At 55.9% G+C, this 20,229-nt stretch carries 21 protein-coding genes and 3 pseudogenes; 9 read left to right on the plus strand and 15 right to left on the minus strand.

The features are described from left to right. Positions 1-606: 606 nt before the first annotated feature. Both ACW9JC_RS09095 and ACW9JC_RS09100 read left to right on the plus strand, forming a co-directional pair. Positions 607-1,320, plus strand: a complete 714-nt coding sequence (locus tag ACW9JC_RS09095; RefSeq protein WP_393923058.1) for a SprT-like domain-containing protein — start codon at positions 607-609, stop codon at positions 1,318-1,320. Positions 1,321-1,422: 102 nt separating this feature from the next. Then, the gene (locus tag ACW9JC_RS09100) at positions 1,423-1,917 is read left to right on the plus strand and encodes a hypothetical protein (RefSeq protein WP_457454760.1); all 495 of its coding nucleotides are present in this window, start codon (positions 1,423-1,425) and stop codon (positions 1,915-1,917) included. Positions 1,918-2,077: 160 nt separating this feature from the next. Here the strand turns inward: ACW9JC_RS09100 and ACW9JC_RS09105 are convergent, their stop codons facing one another. The 13 genes and pseudogenes from ACW9JC_RS09105 to ACW9JC_RS09165 form a co-directional block, all read right to left on the minus strand. Beyond that, a complete protein-coding gene (locus ACW9JC_RS09105) occupies positions 2,078-2,344 on the minus strand; it encodes a hypothetical protein (protein WP_393923056.1) in 267 nt (88 codons plus the stop codon). Continuing rightward, positions 2,331-3,374 (minus strand): ParB/RepB/Spo0J family partition protein, encoded by a 1,044-nt coding sequence (locus ACW9JC_RS09110; RefSeq protein ID WP_457454761.1) that lies wholly within the window; start codon positions 3,372-3,374, stop codon positions 2,331-2,333. The genes ACW9JC_RS09105 and ACW9JC_RS09110 overlap by 14 nt, the downstream gene beginning before the upstream one ends. Then, positions 3,367-4,176, minus strand: coding sequence for a ParA family protein (locus ACW9JC_RS09115; RefSeq protein WP_457454763.1), 810 nt, complete (start codon positions 4,174-4,176; stop codon positions 3,367-3,369). The genes ACW9JC_RS09110 and ACW9JC_RS09115 overlap by 8 nt, the downstream gene beginning before the upstream one ends. After that, complete coding sequence (locus ACW9JC_RS09120; RefSeq protein ID WP_457454764.1) at positions 4,173-4,496, minus strand: TrfB-related DNA-binding protein; 324 nt, start codon at positions 4,494-4,496, stop codon at positions 4,173-4,175. Before ACW9JC_RS09120 ends, ACW9JC_RS09115 begins: the two co-directional genes overlap by 4 nt. A 702-nt stretch (positions 4,497-5,198) precedes the next feature. Beyond that, positions 5,199-6,503 (minus strand): 5-methylcytosine restriction system specificity protein McrC, encoded by a 1,305-nt coding sequence (locus ACW9JC_RS09125; RefSeq protein WP_169906924.1) that lies wholly within the window; start codon positions 6,501-6,503, stop codon positions 5,199-5,201. Between the two features lie 3 nt (positions 6,504-6,506). Beyond that, complete coding sequence (locus ACW9JC_RS09130; protein ID WP_233086232.1) at positions 6,507-7,409, minus strand: AAA family ATPase; 903 nt, start codon at positions 7,407-7,409, stop codon at positions 6,507-6,509. A gap of 223 nt (positions 7,410-7,632) precedes the next feature. Continuing rightward, positions 7,633-8,226: a hypothetical protein gene (locus ACW9JC_RS09135; protein ID WP_153355424.1), complete on the minus strand. Its 594-nt coding sequence runs from the start codon at positions 8,224-8,226 to the stop codon at positions 7,633-7,635. Continuing rightward, the gene (locus ACW9JC_RS09140) at positions 8,219-10,273 is read right to left on the minus strand and encodes an Eco57I restriction-modification methylase domain-containing protein (RefSeq protein WP_260456093.1); all 2,055 of its coding nucleotides are present in this window, start codon (positions 10,271-10,273) and stop codon (positions 8,219-8,221) included. Before ACW9JC_RS09140 ends, ACW9JC_RS09135 begins: the two co-directional genes overlap by 8 nt. A gap of 173 nt (positions 10,274-10,446) precedes the next feature. Beyond that, complete coding sequence (locus ACW9JC_RS09145) at positions 10,447-11,541, minus strand: DNA adenine methylase (protein ID WP_153355428.1); 1,095 nt, start codon at positions 11,539-11,541, stop codon at positions 10,447-10,449. A 390-nt stretch (positions 11,542-11,931) separates the two neighbouring features. Continuing rightward, positions 11,932-12,246: pseudogene (locus ACW9JC_RS09150) on the minus strand (Tn3 family transposase); the annotation flags it as partial. 33 nt (positions 12,247-12,279) lie between these two features. Beyond that, positions 12,280-12,542: pseudogene (locus ACW9JC_RS09155) on the minus strand (Tn3 family transposase); the annotation flags it as partial. A 20-nt stretch (positions 12,543-12,562) separates the two neighbouring features. After that, positions 12,563-13,021 carry a methyl-accepting chemotaxis protein gene (locus ACW9JC_RS09160; protein ID WP_275941885.1) on the minus strand — a complete coding sequence of 153 codons (459 nt, stop codon included), beginning with the start codon at positions 13,019-13,021 and terminating at the stop codon, positions 12,563-12,565. 87 nt (positions 13,022-13,108) lie between these two features. Further along, positions 13,109-13,873: pseudogene (locus tag ACW9JC_RS09165) on the minus strand (PAS domain-containing protein); the annotation flags it as partial. A gap of 256 nt (positions 13,874-14,129) precedes the next feature. Here ACW9JC_RS09165 and ACW9JC_RS09170 point away from each other — a divergent pair. Continuing rightward, positions 14,130-14,693, plus strand: coding sequence for a recombinase family protein (locus ACW9JC_RS09170; protein ID WP_019334898.1), 564 nt, complete (start codon positions 14,130-14,132; stop codon positions 14,691-14,693). Between the two features lie 37 nt (positions 14,694-14,730). Here the strand turns inward: ACW9JC_RS09170 and ACW9JC_RS09175 are convergent, their stop codons facing one another. Next, positions 14,731-14,928: a hypothetical protein gene (locus ACW9JC_RS09175; protein ID WP_108184860.1), complete on the minus strand. Its 198-nt coding sequence runs from the start codon at positions 14,926-14,928 to the stop codon at positions 14,731-14,733. Positions 14,929-15,163: 235 nt separating this feature from the next. On the opposite strand from ACW9JC_RS09175, the gene istA reads away from it, so the two are divergent. The 4 genes from istA (at position 15,164) to ACW9JC_RS09195 (ending at position 18,435) form a co-directional block, all read left to right on the plus strand. Further along, a complete protein-coding gene (gene istA, locus ACW9JC_RS09180) occupies positions 15,164-16,663 on the plus strand; it encodes an IS21 family transposase (protein WP_126543471.1) in 1,500 nt (499 codons plus the stop codon). Next, positions 16,656-17,459 (plus strand): IS21-like element ISPst3 family helper ATPase IstB, encoded by an 804-nt coding sequence (istB, locus tag ACW9JC_RS09185; protein ID WP_003117254.1) that lies wholly within the window; start codon positions 16,656-16,658, stop codon positions 17,457-17,459. The genes istA and istB overlap by 8 nt, the downstream gene beginning before the upstream one ends. Before the next feature lie 420 nt (positions 17,460-17,879). Next, on the plus strand, positions 17,880-18,065 hold the full coding sequence (locus tag ACW9JC_RS09190; protein WP_048402749.1) for a hypothetical protein: 186 nt from the start codon (positions 17,880-17,882) through the stop codon (positions 18,063-18,065). Beyond that, the gene (locus ACW9JC_RS09195; protein WP_108184858.1) at positions 18,049-18,435 is read left to right on the plus strand and encodes a hypothetical protein; all 387 of its coding nucleotides are present in this window, start codon (positions 18,049-18,051) and stop codon (positions 18,433-18,435) included. The genes ACW9JC_RS09190 and ACW9JC_RS09195 overlap by 17 nt, the downstream gene beginning before the upstream one ends. Before the next feature lie 188 nt (positions 18,436-18,623). On the opposite strand, the gene ACW9JC_RS09200 is transcribed toward ACW9JC_RS09195, so the two are convergent. Continuing rightward, on the minus strand, positions 18,624-18,860 hold the full coding sequence (locus ACW9JC_RS09200) for a hypothetical protein (protein WP_048402754.1): 237 nt from the start codon (positions 18,858-18,860) through the stop codon (positions 18,624-18,626). A 706-nt stretch (positions 18,861-19,566) separates the two neighbouring features. Between ACW9JC_RS09200 and ACW9JC_RS09205 the strand changes: the two genes are divergently transcribed. After that, positions 19,567-19,929: a hypothetical protein gene (locus tag ACW9JC_RS09205; protein WP_048402760.1), complete on the plus strand. Its 363-nt coding sequence runs from the start codon at positions 19,567-19,569 to the stop codon at positions 19,927-19,929. 2 nt (positions 19,930-19,931) lie between these two features. After that, positions 19,932-20,159, plus strand: a complete 228-nt coding sequence (locus ACW9JC_RS09210) for a hypothetical protein (RefSeq protein ID WP_048402762.1) — start codon at positions 19,932-19,934, stop codon at positions 20,157-20,159. The last annotated feature ends 70 nt before the right edge of the window (positions 20,160-20,229 follow it).

The following is a 20,229-nucleotide window of genomic DNA, read 5'->3' on the forward strand; positions in this document are numbered from 1 at the left end:
GTTCGCTTGCGAACGAGGACCGCAAAGCGCAACGCGCTTGAGGACCTGGCTAGGTGGCACACCTTGCCGACGACAGTCTATCCTGCCTTCAGCTCCTACACCAAGCCTCTTTTTGCCATGGCAAAAAGGGCATCCACTTCTACGGAAACGTAGAAGTGGCAATCGCGGCCCAGGCTTCTGCCACGCAAAGCGTGGCTGGCCGAATCTGCGCCGCCTGCACCATTTTTTGGATTGTACAAACCAGAAACCGGGGCGGCGGATTCGAGGCCCTAGGCTGCTACGGAAAACAAATTCCGGGCGTGCTTCACCAGGTCGGCGCCGTGCTCTTGCTTTGGCCTTTGATCTGCCCCCACCGGCCCGCCCGATGACAAGCGAAGCGCCGCCCGAAGGCCGAAGGGCCGTAGGGTGAGGAACACGCTCCACCGTTCCGAATCGAGGGCAGGCGGGCCGGTGGGGGCGCTCTTGACCTGGCTTTTTGACCAGCCCGAGACCAGCAGAAACTTTGTCATGGCAAAGTTTTATTTTGGATTGTACAAACCAAAAATATTGGATTGTGCAAACCAAAGTTGATATAATTGGTTTGTACAATCCAAAGTGAGATTGGCCATGATCCCTACAAAAGACGCATATGACGAACTTGACCGGGCTTACGCGCACTTCAATGCGGAGCTGTTTGGCGGTCAGTTGCCGACCTGTCTAATCACCCTCCAACGTGAAAAGAAAACCTACGGTTACTTCTCGGCAGGGAGATTCATAAACCAGGTGGACAAGTCATTCACCGATGAAATCGCGCTGAACCCGGCGTATTTCGGCGTGGTGTCCTTAAAGGAAATCATGCAAACGGTCGTCCATGAAATGGTGCATCTGTGGCAGCACCATTTCGGCAAGCCGGGGCGTCGTCGTTACCATAACCGCGAGTGGGGCGACAAAATGAAAGCCGTGGGCTTGATGCCAAGCGACACCGGAAAACCTGGGGGCAAGCAAACCGGCGAACGCATGGCGGACTACGCCATTGAAGGCGGGGTGTTTGAACAGGCACTTGATAAGCTGTTGGCCACTTCCTACCGGATCACCTGGTTAGACCACCACCCATGGCGCCACGTTGACCCAGCCGCATTGCAGGCTGCGCTTGACGGGACCGTCGAAGGCGTAGACCCCGCAAACCTATTGGGTCCAGATACAACTGCGGCTCCGGCGCCGACCAAACAAACTCGGGCGAAGTACAGTTGCGCCTGTGAAATAAACGTATGGGCAAAGCCTGGCCTAAATTTGATCTGCGGCGAATGCTCACAGCGATTTGCCGAGGTCGAGCCGAAATAGTGGCGGCCTGGCTGGCCGACGCGGCGCGAGCGCATCAATTAATCTTAGCCTAAAACATATATGTGTTAGGCTAATACTAATCACCAGGCAAAGGGGCAGAACATGCGCATTGTTGAACACGCGGCACTACTGGCGGCCTATGAGGCGGAAATATCGGCGGCCTATGTTGAGCTGCTGCAATCCTTTGTGTTCCGCCTGGATAGCGGCGTGGGTGAGCTGCGTAGTATGGCCGGGCGTTGCGGAGCGCGATGCTCGGCAGCGCACAAGCGCTGCAAGCGGGGCTTGCTGTTTGCTACCCTGGAACTGGCGCAATCCGAAGGCCTGGACATAACCCCAACTGTGGCCGAACACCTATGTGAACGGCTGCTAGGTCGCGGGGTAGACTTTCGGGCCGCCCTGGCGGCGTTTGGCACACCAGGTCGAACGGCGGCGGCTAAGTCGGAGACTAGCGCCGATGACCTGGCGGCATTTGAAGCGGCTGTAGCTCCGCAAATCGGCGTCCTGGTGGTTGAGATGAACACCATCCGCGAGCGCTACCGCGAGGAGTACGACGACCGCGCAAAAGAAGCTGCCGACGCTGCCGCCCGTAAAGGATGAACCCGCCCCTGAATTTTTCTTTCCGTAGAAGCCAGCTTTTTCCCCTGCGCCGGTGGTGGTCGGGGTTTGATCACGCCAGCAGCCATTACCTAACACATATATGTGTTAGGGTAACTATTAGCAAAAGAGGCCGCACATGCGGCCCCCTGTTGCGTCCCTTTTAGCCGTCAGACAGCAGGCCGTAATTGAACGGCACCAGGCGGCTTAACAGCGCGTCATAGCTCCAGCACAAGGCCGTGGCCAGTAAGCCGGTCACCAGCATGACCGTGAAGACAAACCATTGCCCAAACAGGGCGCAGGCAAGGAAACCAAACAGCGACATTGCCGCGATGATTTCCAGCAGGCCGACAACCACGGGGCGGACAAGCGATAGCAGCGAGAACGCCGCCAGTCGCGCAGATCCTGTTACCGCATCATGAGCTTTCATTTCCAATGTCCTCCACGCCGACGATTTGCACGGTCGACAATTCGACTTCGACAATCTCCCCGGTATCAGCATAAACAACCTGGACTAAACCAGCAGGGGCCAAGGTAGCCGCCCGCCCGTTAAGCAGGACTTTTACAGTCGTACTGCCTTGGCTGGTCGCCTGGTTGGGCGCCGCTGCCGCAGGCTGCGCTGGCCCTGCCGGTGCCTGGTTGGGGTTCTCCAGGTCTAGCGGGCGTTCCTTGTCGCGGTCGCCCTCCTGTCGAGGCGGTTTGGTTTCTTCGTTAGGTGGCGCATCACCTGGGTTCTGAGCGGCCTGCGCCTTGGCCTGTTCTAATGCCAGGGCCTGGGCCGCTGCTTCTGCCTCACGACTGCGCAACTGCTCCAGCAATCGGCCTACGCCTGCGCGGGTGATTTCCTCGCCCTGGGCGTACCGCTCGACCTCGGCGGGAAACTCTTTGTGCGCCTGTACAAGCTCATAGAGCGTACGCCCGCCGACTGCCTTGTCATCGCCAAGTACCTGGATAAAGTCCGGCGCGGTGGCCAGCGCCAAAAGTTGCGACACGGTGTCCGGGCGCATTCCAAGCCGTTTGGCAATGAGCGATTTTTTGTCGCCTTCCTTCACCCGCCAGGCGATAAACCGCGCTTCCTCCATGACGGTAAGCGGCTCCTGCTCGGTGTTCTCCGTTACCTGGTCGTAGCAGTCGATTTGCTCGCTGATGCGAACCGGTATCGTGGCCAGGCCAGCAAGTTTGCAGGCGCGCCACCGGCGTTCGCCCAAACCAATGACGTATTTCCCATCGGCATTTTTTGGTCGTACTGTTACCGGCTGGTTAAGTCGGCTGGCTTTAATGACCTCTGCGAGCTTTTGCAGCTTCACCTGGTCGAACTTTTTACGCGGTTGGCCGGGGTCCGGGATCACGTCATCAACCGCAACCTCGATCACCTGGCCATCTTCCCCCGCTGCGGCCGGGGCAGGGGCCGGGGTCGGTTCGAAATTTGCCAGCCCCAATAGATCCAATTTCTTAGCCATTCGCCTGCTCCATCTGCTTGTGCATCATTTCAAAAACTACCCGCACTTCTTTGCCCGCTGTACGGGCGGCGGTCTTCACACGGCCTTTCTCGTCCTCTAGACGCCACACTGGCACGCCTTCAGCCGCGGCTTCCTTGTAGGCCCCGCTTTTCCTCACGTACCCGCCAAACAAGTGCTTGCGATAATGGGTCATGAGTTGCTTTAACCACTCAATTTGCGCGGGCTGGGTCGCGTCGAACTCATTGGGCACAATGCCAAAGCTCACCAACTGGGGGTTCCATTCCTGCTGGATAAACGCAATCCGGGTAAGCACATCTTTGGCCACGTCGATGCTGTAGGAGTCGATCCGGCACGGGATCGCCACATAATCACTGCTGACCAAAAGCGAGTTGGCAATGCGGCTGTTAGAGCCTGCGGTATCGACTACCACATAGTCGAAGTCGCGAGCGATCCGGGCGATTTGGGCTCGCACCAGGTCTACCATTTCGTCGTCATCCAGGGCGCTGCGCTCGGCTTTAATCAAGCCAGGCTTGTCTGCCATCAACACATAGAGGTTCTGCCCCTCGACCAGGGCGATAGGCTCTAGCGGCGTCTCCTGGAACAGGTCAGACGATTTCATACCAGGTACGGCATACTCGCCCAGCGGCTTGCTACCGTTGCCCTGCTCGTCGCCGTCCAGGTAAAGAGTGCGATACCCGCTCTCGGCCAGGTAAAACGCATCGTTGTAAGACAGCATGGATTTCCCGCTGCCGCCCTTCTGGTTCGCCCATGCTTTCTGTTTAAACCGGCGTGGTAGGTTCATTGCTTACCTCTACTCAAGGTTGCCCGCGCTTGTTGTTCCATGGTCTTGACCAGTTCGGCCAGGTCGGGGGGGAGAGTCGCATAAACCGATACCCAACCCACCGGCACCGTCCCGTGTTCCTGGTGCAAGTCGTATGCTTTCTTCACCATCTGAGATACGGCTTTTTCAGTGACGCCCAGGTCTGCTGCAATGTCTTTCTGCTTGCAGCCCTCGACCATCACCCGCCGTACAGCCTCGATGTTCGCAGCCTTCCAACGTGACCCCATATGATCCTTGAGGGTGTCGAAGTCCTGCGGGGTAAGTCGTTCTTTTCGTCGCATGGCTCTGCCTCGATCTAGCCATAATCACTAACTCCCATCTGGTTAGCCTGCCAGGTTGCCGCCTGGAGCCACTCCATAATAGGTGCATTAATATGGTTAGTAAAGAGATAAATCTATAGATGGAAAATCGCGGATTTAGCGGTGTTTGACCGTTTTTTTTCCGTAAAAGCCAGCCCGGGAAGCGGCGCCGCCGACCGATCAGACCGCACCAGGCAGGCACTGCGGGTCGCCCTGGATCTACAGTGTGTCTTAGGGGTTTGGGGAGCAATGGAACCGAAAACCAACGTAAGCACGAATTAGAGTTCGCTTTACTCGTATGTGACTGTTGATTGGAGAACTCTGATTGTCGAAACGAGTTTATCGAACCGCTTTTCGGATGTTTACGGTCCTTCCTGATGTTCGTTAAAGCGGTTTCATAAAACGGTGGTTTTATCGTACTCCCCAGACAGAGCGCTGGTTTGCGGGCAGGTACTGGGCTTAAGTGCGTTTACTGTTCCATTGCTCCCCGAACCCCGTGTACGTAAAGCTGCCCGAAGTAACAAGGGTAACTGCCATCCCTACCGCGACCCAAGTCCTTGCAATTATCCAGCCTGAAACGACGAAACCCGCAGCACGGCAATGCTTGCGGGTTTCTAGGTTTCTGCGAAGGAGCAAAAGACCGTTCTGACATTCTACCCCGGCACCCGCAATTTTCCCACGACGTTAGGCGAAGGCGGCAGATACCCCAGCGGCCAGATTGGTGGCAAATTTTCTTAGCGCCCCAGTCTTGGAAATGAGCCGGGTCTCGATCTGAATTCCCACTATTTCCACCATATCTACTTGGGCCCTTTCAAATACAGTACAAGTGCCCACAGGTTGCGGCTCGTCGCCGGGTAGGGCAGGGTAAGCGAGCACTACCAGATTGCAGCCCGTGGCTTTAGAAAAGGCCATAGCCTCGTAGATATCCGCTTCGGAAATGCGAAGTTGCCCGCGCTCCACATGACCTTTGTATTTGGCGTCCAAAATCATCCTGGGTATCGCACCATAAGCCTCGATTACAATGTCAGGAAAGACTGACATCTTGCTCACGGTTCCGGTACTTATCTTGGTTTTGGAGCCTAGGGTGAAGCCCTTTTGCGTAACCACGGCAGAGCGACCAAAGGCAAGTCGCGCAGCTACAGTCAGCAAGTCTTCCCACACGCGCCAAGTTGCCACAAGGTATCCAGGTGCATGAGCCTGACCCTGCTTGTAGTTCATCCCTAGGCCTGCAAGTACGTCGAGAGAGAGCTCGTGTAGAGGCTTCCAAGCCCTGTGCCTCGCGGGGATGGCCTTTCGACGATTAGCTGGGGCGCTTTGCGGCGAAAGGTCCTCGATCAGGCGGACTAGAGAGCTTGCAGCCGAAGGATCGCTTACTTCGGGCAATAACTCCCTGGCTGCAGCCACGATGTCTGCATTCCATCCGTTGCGTCGATCAAATCGGATGAGATCTTGTTCGAAGCCATCGGGCGATGGAAAGATGAGATCTACAGGATCGGGATCTCCATCGATGAAGAAGTCCACCTCCTTAACTCTGCGATAGCTGCGCAATGGCCGGCGCTGGCGTGCCTCGTACATGCTCGTGATCGATCGGGCTACCAAAGTGGAGAGGTCACGAGGAGTGCCACCAGAGGCCGACAGGCTCTCGGCAGCGAGCAGCCGCCCGTGTCGTGAGAGGGTGGACAGAAAGAAGAAGTCTTCTCGCCAGGCGGCGTCGGCGTCATCGAGTCCTAAGAACTTGGGCGCCACTTCTAGTTCCAATGAGGGGGCTAGCCTGATAAGACCTGCAAAATCGATGGCGCGTACCCCCTTGGCGTCCACGCTGATAGGATTGTACTTAAGCCCTAAGCTCGAAGCAGCGCGGTTGCCTGCATCCGTCAAGAGACTGTTGGCCTTAGTGCGATCCATCCCAATGGCCGCACTAATTTCGCGGCTCAGATCAACTGGCGCGCCGTACTCGACAAGCGAAAACCGTATTCGGTTGTGAGCCACACGCTACTCCCTAGCAAAGGCCCTTAAGGCGGGATAGATGTTGGTTTCATTGAAGTTCGTCGGACCCTCAAGCCTGAACCGAAGATCATCCGCAAAGGTTGTTTCTGTGAGTTTGAAAGGGTTAAAAGCGGGCCCATCCAACGCATTCAGTGCTGCGGCGATCCCACGGGTGTCCCCGAAGAAGACCTCCTCGACGTGCGCTCGCACCTTGGCCCAGCCCACACATAGCGTGCTTAATGCCTCAGACAAGGGCAGTGTCTGCGGCTTAATGTGCGACATGAGCACCCCGTGGCCGATTTGAAATTCAGGGCCACGGCCCAGAGCAATTTGCTCGTTAACCGCAACCCACGCCCTTACGGAAGTCTCCAAGGCATCAGACACAGCGGCAGGTGCATTGAGTAAAACGTTGGCATCCTTCGCTCCTAGCTCGTAATAGCTTCTTAGAGCCTCTTCATCCGGCTCTAGTCGCAGCGGCTCCCAGCGCCGTAAGAAGGCCACATCCAGTGGCTCCACCGAGGCATCTGCTTGGTTCATCGCAGCCAGGATGTATAGGTCGTGCGGTAATGCGTATTCGACCACATCGCCAGAGCTCGGATCGAGTACTTCAAAGTATTGGGTCTCGGCTCGTTTAGACCCATCAGGTGCTAGACGTTTGTCAGACTCAATCGCCACGATGGCACCGCCAAATACCTGTACGGCAGGCCCACGGTTGATCTCATCGATGATGAGCAAGGCTGCTCCATTGGCAGACTTAGCATGCTCACTGGCACGGTAGAGCGTGCCCTTGACTATGACGAAATCAGGCCCCCCCGCCCCCTTATTGACCGCTGGCGTGATGCCCGATAAGAAATCGCGGTATTTTGAGTTCTGGTGGAACACCGTGCGAAAGACCTTGCGGTCGGTCATGGTAGGCGCGGGTATGTCCTTTTCGGCTCTTCCTACCGCAGGTGGAATTGGTATACCCCCCTTGGGGTTTAGCTTGGGCAGCCCGCCTGCGGTTACAACTCCAAAGGCCGTCTCAAAGGCCAACGCAACCTCTGAGAGCAGTTTCGATTTGCCTGTGCCAGGCGGCCCAGAGATTAGGACGTTTCGAGAACGGGCCAGAAGCTTTAAGGCCTGTTTGCATTCTTCACTTGCCATTGCAGTATCTGCCCGGGTTGACGAAGTCTCGATACCCGATCACCGCTTGATTCACAGGGCGTTCGGCGTCCATGCAGTTCAGAAGCTCCTTGGCAACCACGGCGTGCCAAGCAAGAGGTGTCCGCAAGGACCTTTCTTCTGCGTAGTACGGCCACACAGAGCCGTCATCCAGTTGGATTAGCAAAAGCAGTACTCGATTCCCCACGCCGATCTTGACATTGCTCGCGTCAAAACAAGGGTACTCGTGCACCCTGGAAATGCGTCCTTCTTGGGGTCGCACATCAGTAGGCGGCTCGAAGAAGGCGTCCTTGTTCTGGGCAACCCCGTTTGCGTCGAGCCAATAGAAGGCCCCCTTGAACACGTCGATTTGCACGATCTGTCCGCCGCGCTTACGGTTCTCTTTGACGATTTGCGGGAACATCTGCTTAATAACAGGCAGCAGCGTTTTGTAAGAGCCAAAACGGAAATCCCGAGCCCCACCGCCCGTATCTGCGTCATTGGACTTCGCTTGAAGTTTTCGCAAATCGCCTTCTACAAGTTCCTTATAGAGGATGCGGGCTACCTGCCCTGCCTCGTTAGCCATTACTTCTGGTTCCTTTTTCTTCGGTTACTTCGCCACCTAGGGCGAGCTCTGAGGGCACGTAAGCTCTCGCCCCCAACGCACGTGCCTCAACCGCACGGCGCTGCCACTCAGTAGATCGAATTCCCGTGCGCTTTGCCATCGCTGCCAAGACGCTATCTCGGGTGATCGTGGATTTAGACTCCGTAGGCAATGCGATTTGGCCCCGATCCAAAATCGGAAAATCGTGGAGCACCAACTCCATGTCGTTCAAATCGAGCCCATAAGCCACCGCAACCTCGGTATCAATCTCGCCTCGGAGTTGCGCCATGCGCTCATAGGTCGCACTTGTACTCCCTGCTTTATCTAGCGTTTGCAGTTCGCGTGTTGCGCTTACTAGCTTCATCCAAGGAAGTCCATTCTTCGCCAGTTTGGGCAGCGGAACGCTTTGTAGCAGGAAATAGTTCACCGTCGTAGTGAGAACTCGCCTTAGCATCCAATCAAAGGCGAAGCTGTTGGCAATAGCCGTCCAGACTTGAAGCCGTTCTTCGGAAGTATCCTCAGGAAAGAGGATTGTGGGCACCTTGTTGCCACAGATTACGCCTGGTGGGATCAAGGCGGCCATAAGGGAACGCTCGTTGGTCTGGCCCGCGATGTCGCAAAAACCCACCCGCAGCAAGTCTGTTCGATGCTGGTTGCCTAGAGGCATGTCCTCGGGACGAATCCAAAACTGCGGTGAGAGGCGTGAGCCACCAATGGGGTAGGCTTCCCACACAGCGCTGCGGCCGGTTCCCGAGATATGCCCCTTCACGCCAAAGCGGTGAGTCTGAACCATCCGGCCCTCAACCAGAGGCAGTGCCCCAGCCGTCGCACGCCCCATGAACTTAGGCCGCTCCTTGGTCATGTCGACCTCCCGGCAGAACTTCGGGGTCCAGCCGCAACCCGGCTCGTCCCATGAAGTGCCAGCTTCAGAGATCTTGGAAAAGAGCTTCCACTCGGCAACGCTACGGACTTCAGGCAGACTGAGGTCAGGCCTTACGGCTGCCAGTGCAGCACGACCGATGGTTGTGCTGCCGGTCGTCTCCAAGGCTGTAGGCGTACCACGCTCGTGCAGCAGTTGGATTGGCTCGCGCTTACTCTTTTCGATACCCGCCTTCACTAAGACGATGGCTAAGAACTTAAAGCGCGTATCGATAGCGAAGAACCGAGCGCGATTGTCTATGATCGACAAGGAAACGCTCTGGCTGGCGTGGAAGATCTTCTGACGCATAGCTTGGGTGCCCTGCGAGCGTATGAGGCCCCCAGGGATGAGTGCGGCTACGATGCCTTGCTCTTTGCATAGCTCAAAGAAAAGGTCCGTAAAGGCAATGTAGAGGTCTGGCTCGCCATTGCCCAAGTCGGGGTACCGTGCCAGTAGCCGCCGAGAGTAGTTAACGACCTCATCACGCTGAGCCGCAAAACGCTCTTCATCGAGCCCATGAATCTGGGCACCGTAATGTCGCTGGGTGCCCGAGGACTTCAAGAATTCGTGTCGAGAGAGCTTGACCTTCTCCCAGGGCGGATTGCCAATGACCGCATCGAAGCCTCCGGGAGCCATGCTAGCCCAGACCTTAGAGTCCGCCATCAGGCTGTCGCCGCAATACCAACGGGCCCGCATCGCTTTGAGTGCCGCAACATCGTCCGTGAACGACGCCAGACTCAACAAGGCCGCACGCAGGGAGTTGACCGATAGATCCGCAGCACATACACCATGAGCGAGCCAATGCGCAGCCTTTGCTCGATCCATTCCGCAGACGGTATGGGTCAATGCAGCAAGCAAAATCCCCGCCCCACTTGCGGGATCAATCACTCTGCTGTTGTGTGTCAGCTTGGGCGCTGCAAGCTGCGCCAGTCTTGTCGCCAAGCGAAAGTCAGTGTGATAAGCCCCCGTATTCTTTCTATCCTGTTCATGCAAAGCCTCACGCGCCAAAGCACTTAGGGCCAAAGCATGGTGGATCGGCGAAGACTCAATAGCGCTTACCACAGGAGCCGCTAGCTCCAAGAGCTCAGCTGTTGGCTTCTTGCTGTGCACCCCAAAGGCTTCCTGAAAGTCCCCTAGGTCGAACCCGCCAAAGCGCGCCGAGGCCGCCTCCAACACTTGGAGTCTGAGCTCAAAGCTCGCAGGACCATGTGCACCGCCCACAGCCCTAGTGAGGGCCGCCTCTGCTGGGGCTAGGTATTCCGCTTCCACGGGCCGAGGAGCACTCATGCATAGCCCTCGACGAGGAGGGACTCAGTAGCTTTGACAAACTTACTTTCGACCTTAGACGGTTGCATGAATGGTCGCTCCACCACCACTAAGAATTCGTTAACATCAGATGCCGCGCTACTTGCTACCTTATTGGGTCGATAGCGACCGATAGCTCCCAGGGGGTGCATTGTGGACTTCCCGATCTTGGAGAGTTCGGCTTTCATGTCCGGCATAGATATATGCCCTTCACTACTATATGAGAGCAGCACTTTCTCAGCTTTCAAACCATGCACTAGACGCGAAAGCGTTTGGAGAGCGCGGGTCTTGTAGCAGAAGTCCGAAGCTCGGTCCTTCCAAGGCCGCAGGCCCGCAACGCCCTCCACCTCGGGTTCATCTCCGAGGGCCACAGTTTCAAGAATGTGGTAGTAGCTGGCGTACTGACGCTTAGTGTATGGAGGGTCCAAGTACACTAGGTCTTGGGCGCAATTGGATACGTCGAACACATCACCCACCGTCGCCTCAACGCAAACGCTGCTGGATTTTAGCTCTCTGCACCGCATAGCGATCTTATCTTGGGATTGATTGGTCCATTTAGAGAGGAAGCAACCAAACGTGCCTGCAATATTGGCAACACGGTTAAGGGCGCCAAAGAGGTCTGCGATCAATAGCCGTTGTTCGGCTTCATCGATGGTGCCCGCCTGGCTCCAATCTCCGATCTGGGACCGCATGGCATCGATCCGCGCCGCATTCTCTTCGGTGAAGTACCGACGCTCAATGCCGCACGATTCAAGCGAAGCTGGACTGTATTCACGCCACATAAAGCCATGTCTAGGCGTAGCCGCGTTGAGTGTGGATATGGCCTTGGAGTAACCACCTAGCTTCTTGAACGCAGCTTGCTCTTGGCTGATCAGCCGTGCTCCGGCGGAGATCACCGCCGAGTGCAGGTTATCGTTGATGCGCACGTTCCAGCCTAGTGCTGCGGCGGCCTCTGCCACCACACCCGTTCCGCAGAAGGCGTCCACAAAAAAGGCACCCTTTTTTGGCGGGCCGATGTAGCCGATGATTTGGTCGATGAGCCTGGACTTCGAACCGATGTAGCGGAAAGTCATGTTGCGGCTCCAACATGGCCCTTACTGCCAGCACGTGCTCGCGTATGGGCGGGAGACGTCGAGTCCGGCTGGACTGCGGGTATGATGCCCTTGCGGTCGCAATACTCCCCGAGTAGTACTTCCAGCATGTTAACCATACTCCGTTGCTCGTGGTCGGCGGCTTCCTTCAAGGCCAGCTTGAAGGCTGGGGATACTCGTAGGTTCAAGGTTTCGCTCTTAGTGTCAGTGAATCGCATGAAGTGCGCCCCGCAGATGTCTGTGCATTTGCGTTAGTGTACAGATATACAGGGCTTGTAGGTAGCCATTCTCTATGTTTCGCACACCGACGCCGGTACAACCGTTAGGGATGGTCTGATCTGGGGTTGTACGCCGGAATCCCAGAAATTTCCGTCAGCCCAGCTCCAGTCCCGCCACGAGCGCATCCAGGTCGATGAACTTGCCGTCAGTCTGGAAGGTGTAATGCCCGTTCAGCAGGATGTGCCGCCAGGCCGCTGGCGACATCTGCGTGATCAACGCCAGCGCCTTGGCATTGCCAGCTGCCTCGTACTTCGTCAGCAGCAGGGACAGGATCGCCGAGTTGTAGAAGATGATCGCGTTGCCGATCAGCCTGGCGCACTGGTTGCTGATCTCGATTTCGATGTCGGTGCGGCCGGTCAATTCCTTCTTCCCACCGACTTGGGCGATGGTCGAGCGTAGCTGGTGATAGGGGAGCCCGCAGAATTCGGAAAAAATCGTACGCTAAGGTTTTCCGGGCAATCGTAGCGGCCTGAACTTCCCGATCTCCAGCCTGCGGCTCTGCCGCCAGACGTAATCGCCAGTCAGGTTGATGTGCTCCCAGCCCAGCGGCAATAGGTATTGCAGCAGCTCGCCGCCCACCGACTTGCCAGCCTCGACCAGCCCCAAGTGATGCACTCCAGATACATCGTGTTCCATAGCACGATGGCCGTCACCAAGTTTGGGCTTCTGGCTCTGTAGCGCTGCGGCTCGAAGTTCCGATCCTGATTTTGCCTAAAACTGGACACTAGCTATTGTCTTTGAACAACGTCGATACGGTACGGGCAACATGGTCTGCACCGTCACTGATTTCACGCATAATAGTTGTTACAGTTGCGATCTGATCGTTGTTTTCTTCGGCGCTTCTAGCGATGCTGTTCATATCTATATTCAGTTGCTGAGTAAGCTTTCCGTTAGCAGTTACCACATTCTGGATTTCCACGGTGGCACTGCTAGTTCGAGCTGCCAACTGACGAACCTCGTCGGCTACTACAGCAAAGCCTCGGCCCATTTCACCCGCTCGGGCAGCTTCAATTGCGGCGTTAAGTGCTAGTAAGTTAGTTTGTTCTGCCACGCCTTGGATGATGGTAACAATTTTCTCGATATCTTTAGCCTGAGCATTTAGCTGTGTAATCGAAATAACCGCACCGTTTATTAAATTAAATGTACCCTGAGATAGTTCAATTGAACTAGCAAGGGACTCCATGCCCCGCACGGAAATTTGAGATGTCTCCTCGGCGGTGGTGAAGGAAAGCTCTGCGGCCTGACGGATTTCATCAGCCTTATGCTTCTGCGAGCTGACGTCGGTGGCAAATTTTAACACTTTCACAACCTGGCCGGCTTCATCAATGACGGGGTTGTAGGTGGCCTCAAGATAGATGGTCTCTCCCGATGCGGTCTTGCGCTCAAATTGCCCGCTTAAAAAAGTTCCTCCCTTTAAACTCTGCCAAAAATTTGGATTTTCTTGATAAAAATTATCGAAACAGAACATTCGGTGGTGTCGACCCTTGATATCGCTGAGGCGATAACCCATAGCACGGAGGAAATTCTCATTTGCATGCAGGATGTCACCGTTAGGTGTGAACTCGATCTCCGCCATCGAGCGGGAGATGGCTGCATGGACGGCTCTTAGTGAGAGTAACTCGTTTTCTCTCTGAGTGACATCTGAGCCAATCTTAATGATTTCAATAACTTTTCCATCTTGATTTTGAACTGGAATATAAGTAGCCTCAATCAATACTAAGTTACCGTCTTTGCGCAGCCGCCTAAATAAACCTGATTGAAGATGGCCGTCAGCCAATTTCTGCCAGAAGCGCGAATAATCAGCTGTGTTAGCATAATTCTTTTCGCAGAAAATTCTGTGGTGCTGCCCTGCTATTTCTTCGAGTTTGTAACCAAGCATCTCTAGAAAGATATTGCTCGCATAGATTACGCTCCCGTCTGGCCTGAATCTGATTTCCGCGACATTTCGACTTATTGAATCAAGCTGCCGCTGTAGTTCTGAGAGCTTATTTTCTGTGTCCAGCAGTTGTTTGTTTTTATTGAAAAACATAATCATTACCTTTGTGCAAATAAAATAATACTTGGGGCCCAATTTATACTGTATCGGTTAGCGCAACCGCTTCTTGAGAGCATAGCTCTTTATAGTTGGAAAATTAGCGATTTGCAGCCATGTGTCATATTGAGCTATGCCCTAACCTGACGTCAGGACAGCCTACCCAGAAACGTCCGGATAGACTCCATCGCTTAATTTATTGACACAAGCTACGCAAGGTCATAGATTTATTCCTGACACTTTTCTGTTTGGGGGCATCTTGCAAGGTCAACGTATCGGCTACGTCCGGGTCAGCAGCTTCGACCAAAACCCGAAGCGGCAACTGGAACAGGTCGAAGTCGGAAAGGTATTCACCGACAAGGCATCGGGCAAGGACACCCAGCGCCCAGAACTTGACTCGCTGCTGGCCTTCGTGCGCGAAGGAGATACGGTGGTGGTGCACAGCATGGATCGCTTGGCCCGCAACCTCGATGACCTGCGCCGCCTTGTGCAAAAGCTGACCAGGCGCGGTGTGCGCATCGAGTTCGTCAAAGAATGCCTGACCTTCACCGGTGAGGATTCGCCGATGGCAAACTTGATGTTGTCGGTCATGGGCGCGTTCGCCGAGTTCGAGCGAGCATTGATCCGCGAGCGACAGAGGGAAGGCATCGCGCTCGCCAAACAGCGCGGAGCATACAGGGGCCGCAAGAAAGCGCTTTCGCCCGAACGCGCCGCTGAACTTCTGCAACGCGTCAAGGCCGGCGAGCAAAAGGCAAAGCTGGCCCGTGAATTTGGCATCAGCCGCGAAACGTTGTACCAGTACCTGCGCGAAATTGGAGCTTAACGTGCTTTATTTTCCGTTTTCTGAGACGACCCCTTTTTCATGTCGAGACCTCCAGGGCGTCCAGGTGGGCAGGGTAATCGTCGATGAGCTTGGCCATGCCGTCATCGCCCGGCAATTGGTCGAGCTGATCATTCAGCCAGGTGACGAAAGCCGGGCGACCTAATGGGTAAGACCCATGACGTTCTTGCAGCAAATGAACAAGGAAAAAAAGGCGACCGGTACGTTTGTCGCGCATGGGGTGGGGCTCCTGAGTTCGGCGCAGCGGCATAATCATTCTAAAACCAGGAGTGTACGTGGCGGTACGCCAGAAGTGGGGGGCTTGGTCGCCGTGACCGGCCCACATTTCAACCAGGAGTGTTGCCGCTGACCGAAAACTGACCCAGTAGAGGCTGTTCTGCCGATCGAAAACTGACCCAGGTGCTCAACTGCTCCTGCTCAATTTATGAGCAGGAGAACACAGGGTGATCAGTATGGAAATGATGGGCAAAATTCGGCGGATGTATTTCCGCGACAAGCTGTCGTTGCATGAGATAGCCAAGCGCACCGGATTGGCGCGCAACACCATTCGCAAGTGGGTCAGAGCGCCGGAAGCCAAGCAGCCGGTGTACCTGCGCCGGGCCATTTTCAACAAGCTGAGTCCGTTTCACGGCACGCTGGAGCAGGCGCTTAAAGCCGACTCGCTGCGTCCCAAGCAACAACGGCGCAGTGCCAAGGCGCTGCTGGCACAAATCAAAGCCGAGGGTTATGACGGTGGCTACAGCCAGCTCACCGCGTTTGTCCGTGCCTGGCGCGGGGATCAGGGCAAGGCAGCGCACGCCTTTGTGCCGTTGACCTTTGCCCTTGGCGAGGCGTTTCAGTTTGACTGGAGCGAGGAAGGCTTGCTGATCGGCGGCATTTACCGGCGCATGCAGGTGTCGCACCTGAAGCTGTGCGCGAGCCGTGCCTTCTGGCTGGTGGCTTATCCGAGCCAAGGTCACGAGATGCTGTTCGACGCGCATACGCGCTCGTTCAGCGCCTTAGGCGGCGTGCCACGCCGAGGCATTTACGACAACATGAAGACGGCCGTCGACAAGGTCAACAAGGGCAAAGGCCGCACGGTGAATGCGCGCTTCGCGGTGATGTGCGCGCACTACCTGTTCGATCCGGATTTCTGCAACGTTGCCTCAGGTTGGGAAAAGGGCATCGTCGAAAAGAACGTGCAGGACAGTCGCAGGCGTATCTGGCTGGACGCCCAAGACCGTCAATTCCACTCCTTCGAGGAACTCAATGCCTGGCTCGGGCAGCGCTGCCGCGCACTCTGGAGCGAGCTTCCGCACCCGCAATACAGCGGGCTGAGCGTGGCTGAGGTGTTGGAGTTGGAGCGGGCCGAAATGATGCCCATGCCCGCGCCCTTCGACGGTTACGTCGAGCGTGCGGCGCGGGTTTCCAGCACCTGCCTGGTCAGCATGGGACGAAACCGCTACTCGGTACCCTGTGAGTACGCCGGCAAGTGGCTCAGTTGCCGCCTGTATCCGACGCGGATCGAGGTGGTAGCTGATGACGTATTGATTGCCAGCCACGCGCGCTTGCTGGATCGCGACCAGGTCAACTATGACTGGCAGCACTACATCCCGCTGATCGAGCGCAAGCCGGGCGCACTGCGCAATGGCGCTCCTTTTGCGGATCTACCAACACCACTGCGGCAACTCAAACACGGCCTGACACGTCATGCCGGCGGTGACCGGATCATGGCGCAAGTCCTGGCTGCCGTACCCGTCGCCGGACTCGATGCCGTATTGGTGGCCGTTGAACTGGTACTCGAAGCCGGCACCCTGAGCGCCGAACACGTCTTGAATGTCGTGGCGCGGCTGACAGCGACCGAGCCACCGCCCTCCGTCGAGACTCACTTGCAGCTCAAGGAAGCGCCTGTCGCGAACACGGCGCGCTACGACCGTTTACGCGGCAGCGTCGAGGAGATCCGTCATGCGTGATCTCATGGCAGAACTCAAAGAGCTGCGCCTGCACGGCATGGCCAATGCTTGGGCGGACTTGACGGCGCAGGGTGAGTCGGCCCTAGCCTCCTCGAAATGGTTGCTCGAACACCTGCTGCAACAGGAGCATGCGGATCGCGCCATGCGCTCGGTGAGCCATCAAATGAACATGGCCAAGCTGCCCATGCACCGTGACCTGGCTGGCTTCGACTTCAGCGCCTCCAGCGCCGACGCACGGCTGATCAGGGAACTGGCCAGCCTGGCCTTCACCGACACGGCACAGAACGTGGTACTCATCGGCGGGCCGGGCACCGGCAAGACCCACCTGGCCACCGCGCTAGCCGTGTCCGGCATCACTCTGCACGGCAAGCGCGTGCGCTTCTACTCCACGGTTGACCTGGTCAATCTGCTGGAGCGCGAGAAGCATGACGGTAAAGCCGGGCGCATCGCCCAAGCACTGCTGCGCATGGACTTGGTCATCCTCGATGAGCTGGGTTACTTGCCATTCAGTCAGGCTGGCGGTGCTCTGCTTTTTCACCTGCTGTCCAAGCTGTACGAGCACACCAGCGTCGTGATCACGACCAACCTGAGCTTCGCAGAATGGTCGCGCGTGCTCGGCGACGCCAAGATGACCACCGCCCTGCTGGATCGGCTTACGCACCACTGCCACATCGTCGAAACGGGCAACGAGTCCTACCGCCTGCAACACAGCAGCTTGGCGGCTCAGGCAAAGATCAAATCACGGGAGCGAAAACGCAAGGACGATCAGAAGCCGGTGGACGACGAACCGTTTTGATTTTAGGGAAAGGATGGCCTGCTGCATGACGACATGTGGCAGGTCTTCAGTCGCCACTTGGGGCGATCGAAAGGAAGGGATTTTAAAGCAGCTGCGCTGATAGACTTATCCACAGTTGCTGATATAGAAATCAGCAATCCGCCCTGGGTCAAATTTCAATCGGCAGGGTGGGTCAATTTTCCATCAGCACCAACAAACCAGGAGCGCTGTCTGTGTGGGGGGCCATTTAACATAGGGTCTGTTATTCGCAGCCCAGCGGGCCCATAAAAGCGACGTGCAGCGATCAAACCAGTGACTACTGGCATAGGACGGCATAGAATGTGAATTACAAGTGAGTACAAGTGAGTCATTGTCATCTATGACAGACGCACGATCCTCAGCAACAAAATGACCTTGCCAATGCCGGGTCGAGGAGTTCTCGTGATATTCGAACTGAAAATGTCCCCCAAAAAAACGGAGCACGACCTCGATGCGCCCGTTTTTTACAACATGGAACGTATGCGCATGTCCCTGGACAGCGGCGAGATTCATGTTCCTAAAGGATTAACCAAAGAGGCGCGTCGTCGCTTTGTGCGTGAGCAGCTGTCGAATGTCGCTAACCGTTAGCCTGAGCGTTTATTTTGGTAACCTTTACGACAAATTACCCGAGCGAGACCTCGATCAGATCGACGCCTTCTGGACACATTGTGAAGACCATGGCCTATCCGGCTGGCAAGGCAAGATCAAACCAAGCTGGATTGTGCCAGACCACTACCCAGATGCCGCGATCAGAAGGGCGGATGCCAAAGCCAACAAGTATTGGCATGCGCACATTGGTATCCCCACCTGGAAGCCGTCAAAAAATCCGAATGCCACATACGAGGTGTCGGACTGGGTTCTGCACTTTACGTACAACGAAAGCGCACGCCATGTGAAGCTGGTGGATTACGGCGATCACGACCCGTTCACATTACCCGCTGCCCATAAATTGGTGTGACGCCCAAACCGCCTGAAGGCGGTTTTTTCATGCCTTAACTCAAGCCGACGATAAGCGTCCAAGCGGCATGGCCATCAAGCAGTTGGCCATCGTGGAAAGCACGGTATCGAGATTCTGATCTGATCTGATCGGCCAGGTCGTGCAAAAGCCCTGCAGTAGCGGGGCTTTTTGTTAGTGGTAAACCACGGTTACTCTTGGCGCACCAATTTGAACTGAGTCAATTTGGCGCCGGGTGGATCGTCACGCGTTAGCGTCAAACCTTCAAGCTTGCCAGCCGGCTTGCCGTTGTAATGAAACACATCGCCTTCAACCTTACCCACTTCCCATGTGGTTTCAAAATAGCGGCCCTGGCGCAGCTCGCCGGTCTTGCTCCCCTCTGGCTCGATGACGTCATAAACGCCTTCGGGATCGTATTGCTCACTCATTTCAGACTCCTGTGATGCGCCTTAATGGCTGCGTGAGCGTACTTCATTTAGACCAAATTGGCTTCGGAGGCCAGCCTGGCCACTGCCAGCCGAGCGCCGGGCCCGCTGGCCGCCACTCGACTGGCAGCGACCTGGGGTTCGGGGAGCAATGGAACAGTAAACGCACTTAAGCCCAGTACCTGCCCGCAAACCAGCGCTCTGTCTGGGGAGTACGATAAAACCACCGTTTTATGAAACCGCTTTAACGAACATCAGGAAGGACCGTAAACATCCGAAAAGCGGTTCGATAAACTCGTTTCGACAATCAGAGTTCTCCAATCAACAGTCACATACGAGTAAAGCGAACTCTAATTCGTGCTTACGTTGGTTTTCGGTTCCATTGCTCCCCAAACCCCTCTTACCACTCCCAGTCTAAAACGGTCTCTTTAACTCTGTTTGAAGATCGCGGGATAGAGCCTAAAAGGGGGTGTAAGCCGGAACCCCAGAAAATTCCGTCGGAAAAGGTCTGAAGCTAGGTTTCCGGCTGCTTCGTCTATCCGACATGGTTTTACGTATACGCTTTACCCCTGAAAGAGTGCCGTTTTCGTGCTTGGCTCAGCAGCGCCGGAAATCAACTATTTTCCGACAGTCCGCTGGAGTCGAGCCGCGTGTGTTAATTGGCCCCTGTAGAATGCCGAACTCTGCTCAGAACAAGGGAGGGACTAACATGACAATCAGCATCACCGATGAAGAGTGGGACGAATTGTCACCAGAGAACTTCGAGACGGCCACATTACTGCGTGCAGTCGATGCCGTGGACGTACTGCGCTGCGACCTGAACGACAGCGAGCACGGCGGGCCGCCGCAGCTGCGCACTGACCTGTTGAAGCTGCATCAACTGGCGATGGCTGTGTTTAACGAGGGATCACGCAGCCGAGTAGACGAACTGTTCGAGTTAGCCGTCGATCTGGAAGACCAGGTGCACAGCCTGATAACCTCGCTGGAGCAGGTGCAGGAAACCTTGTCCCAGTTGACAACCCTCTACCCCGAAAGCTTGTCCTATGAAGATGGCGACGTGAGCGAGTCCTGATCATGGTCAAGACGACGTCGGTCGAAGGTTTAAGCGATGATGAGCGGGAGCTGCTGATCGAAGCGCTGCGTGCATTGCGTCACCAGCGTGGTAAAGCATGGAATGCCGCTTGCGATGCCGCCTTAGCAGTCAATAAACGCCAACCTTCATTGCGTTCTGCCGGTATCGACGACATCCAGCGCCTGGCGCGACGCCTCGGCGGACGTGCAACCCACTGGTCAGAGGAGTGAATCGTGTTCTGCCACCTAGCTGGTTATAGGGGTTTGAAGTCCAACGGAACGCTAACGTACGTTCCCGTTC

The sequence above is a fragment of the Pseudomonas sp. SDO5591_S426 genome (assembly GCF_054070755.1).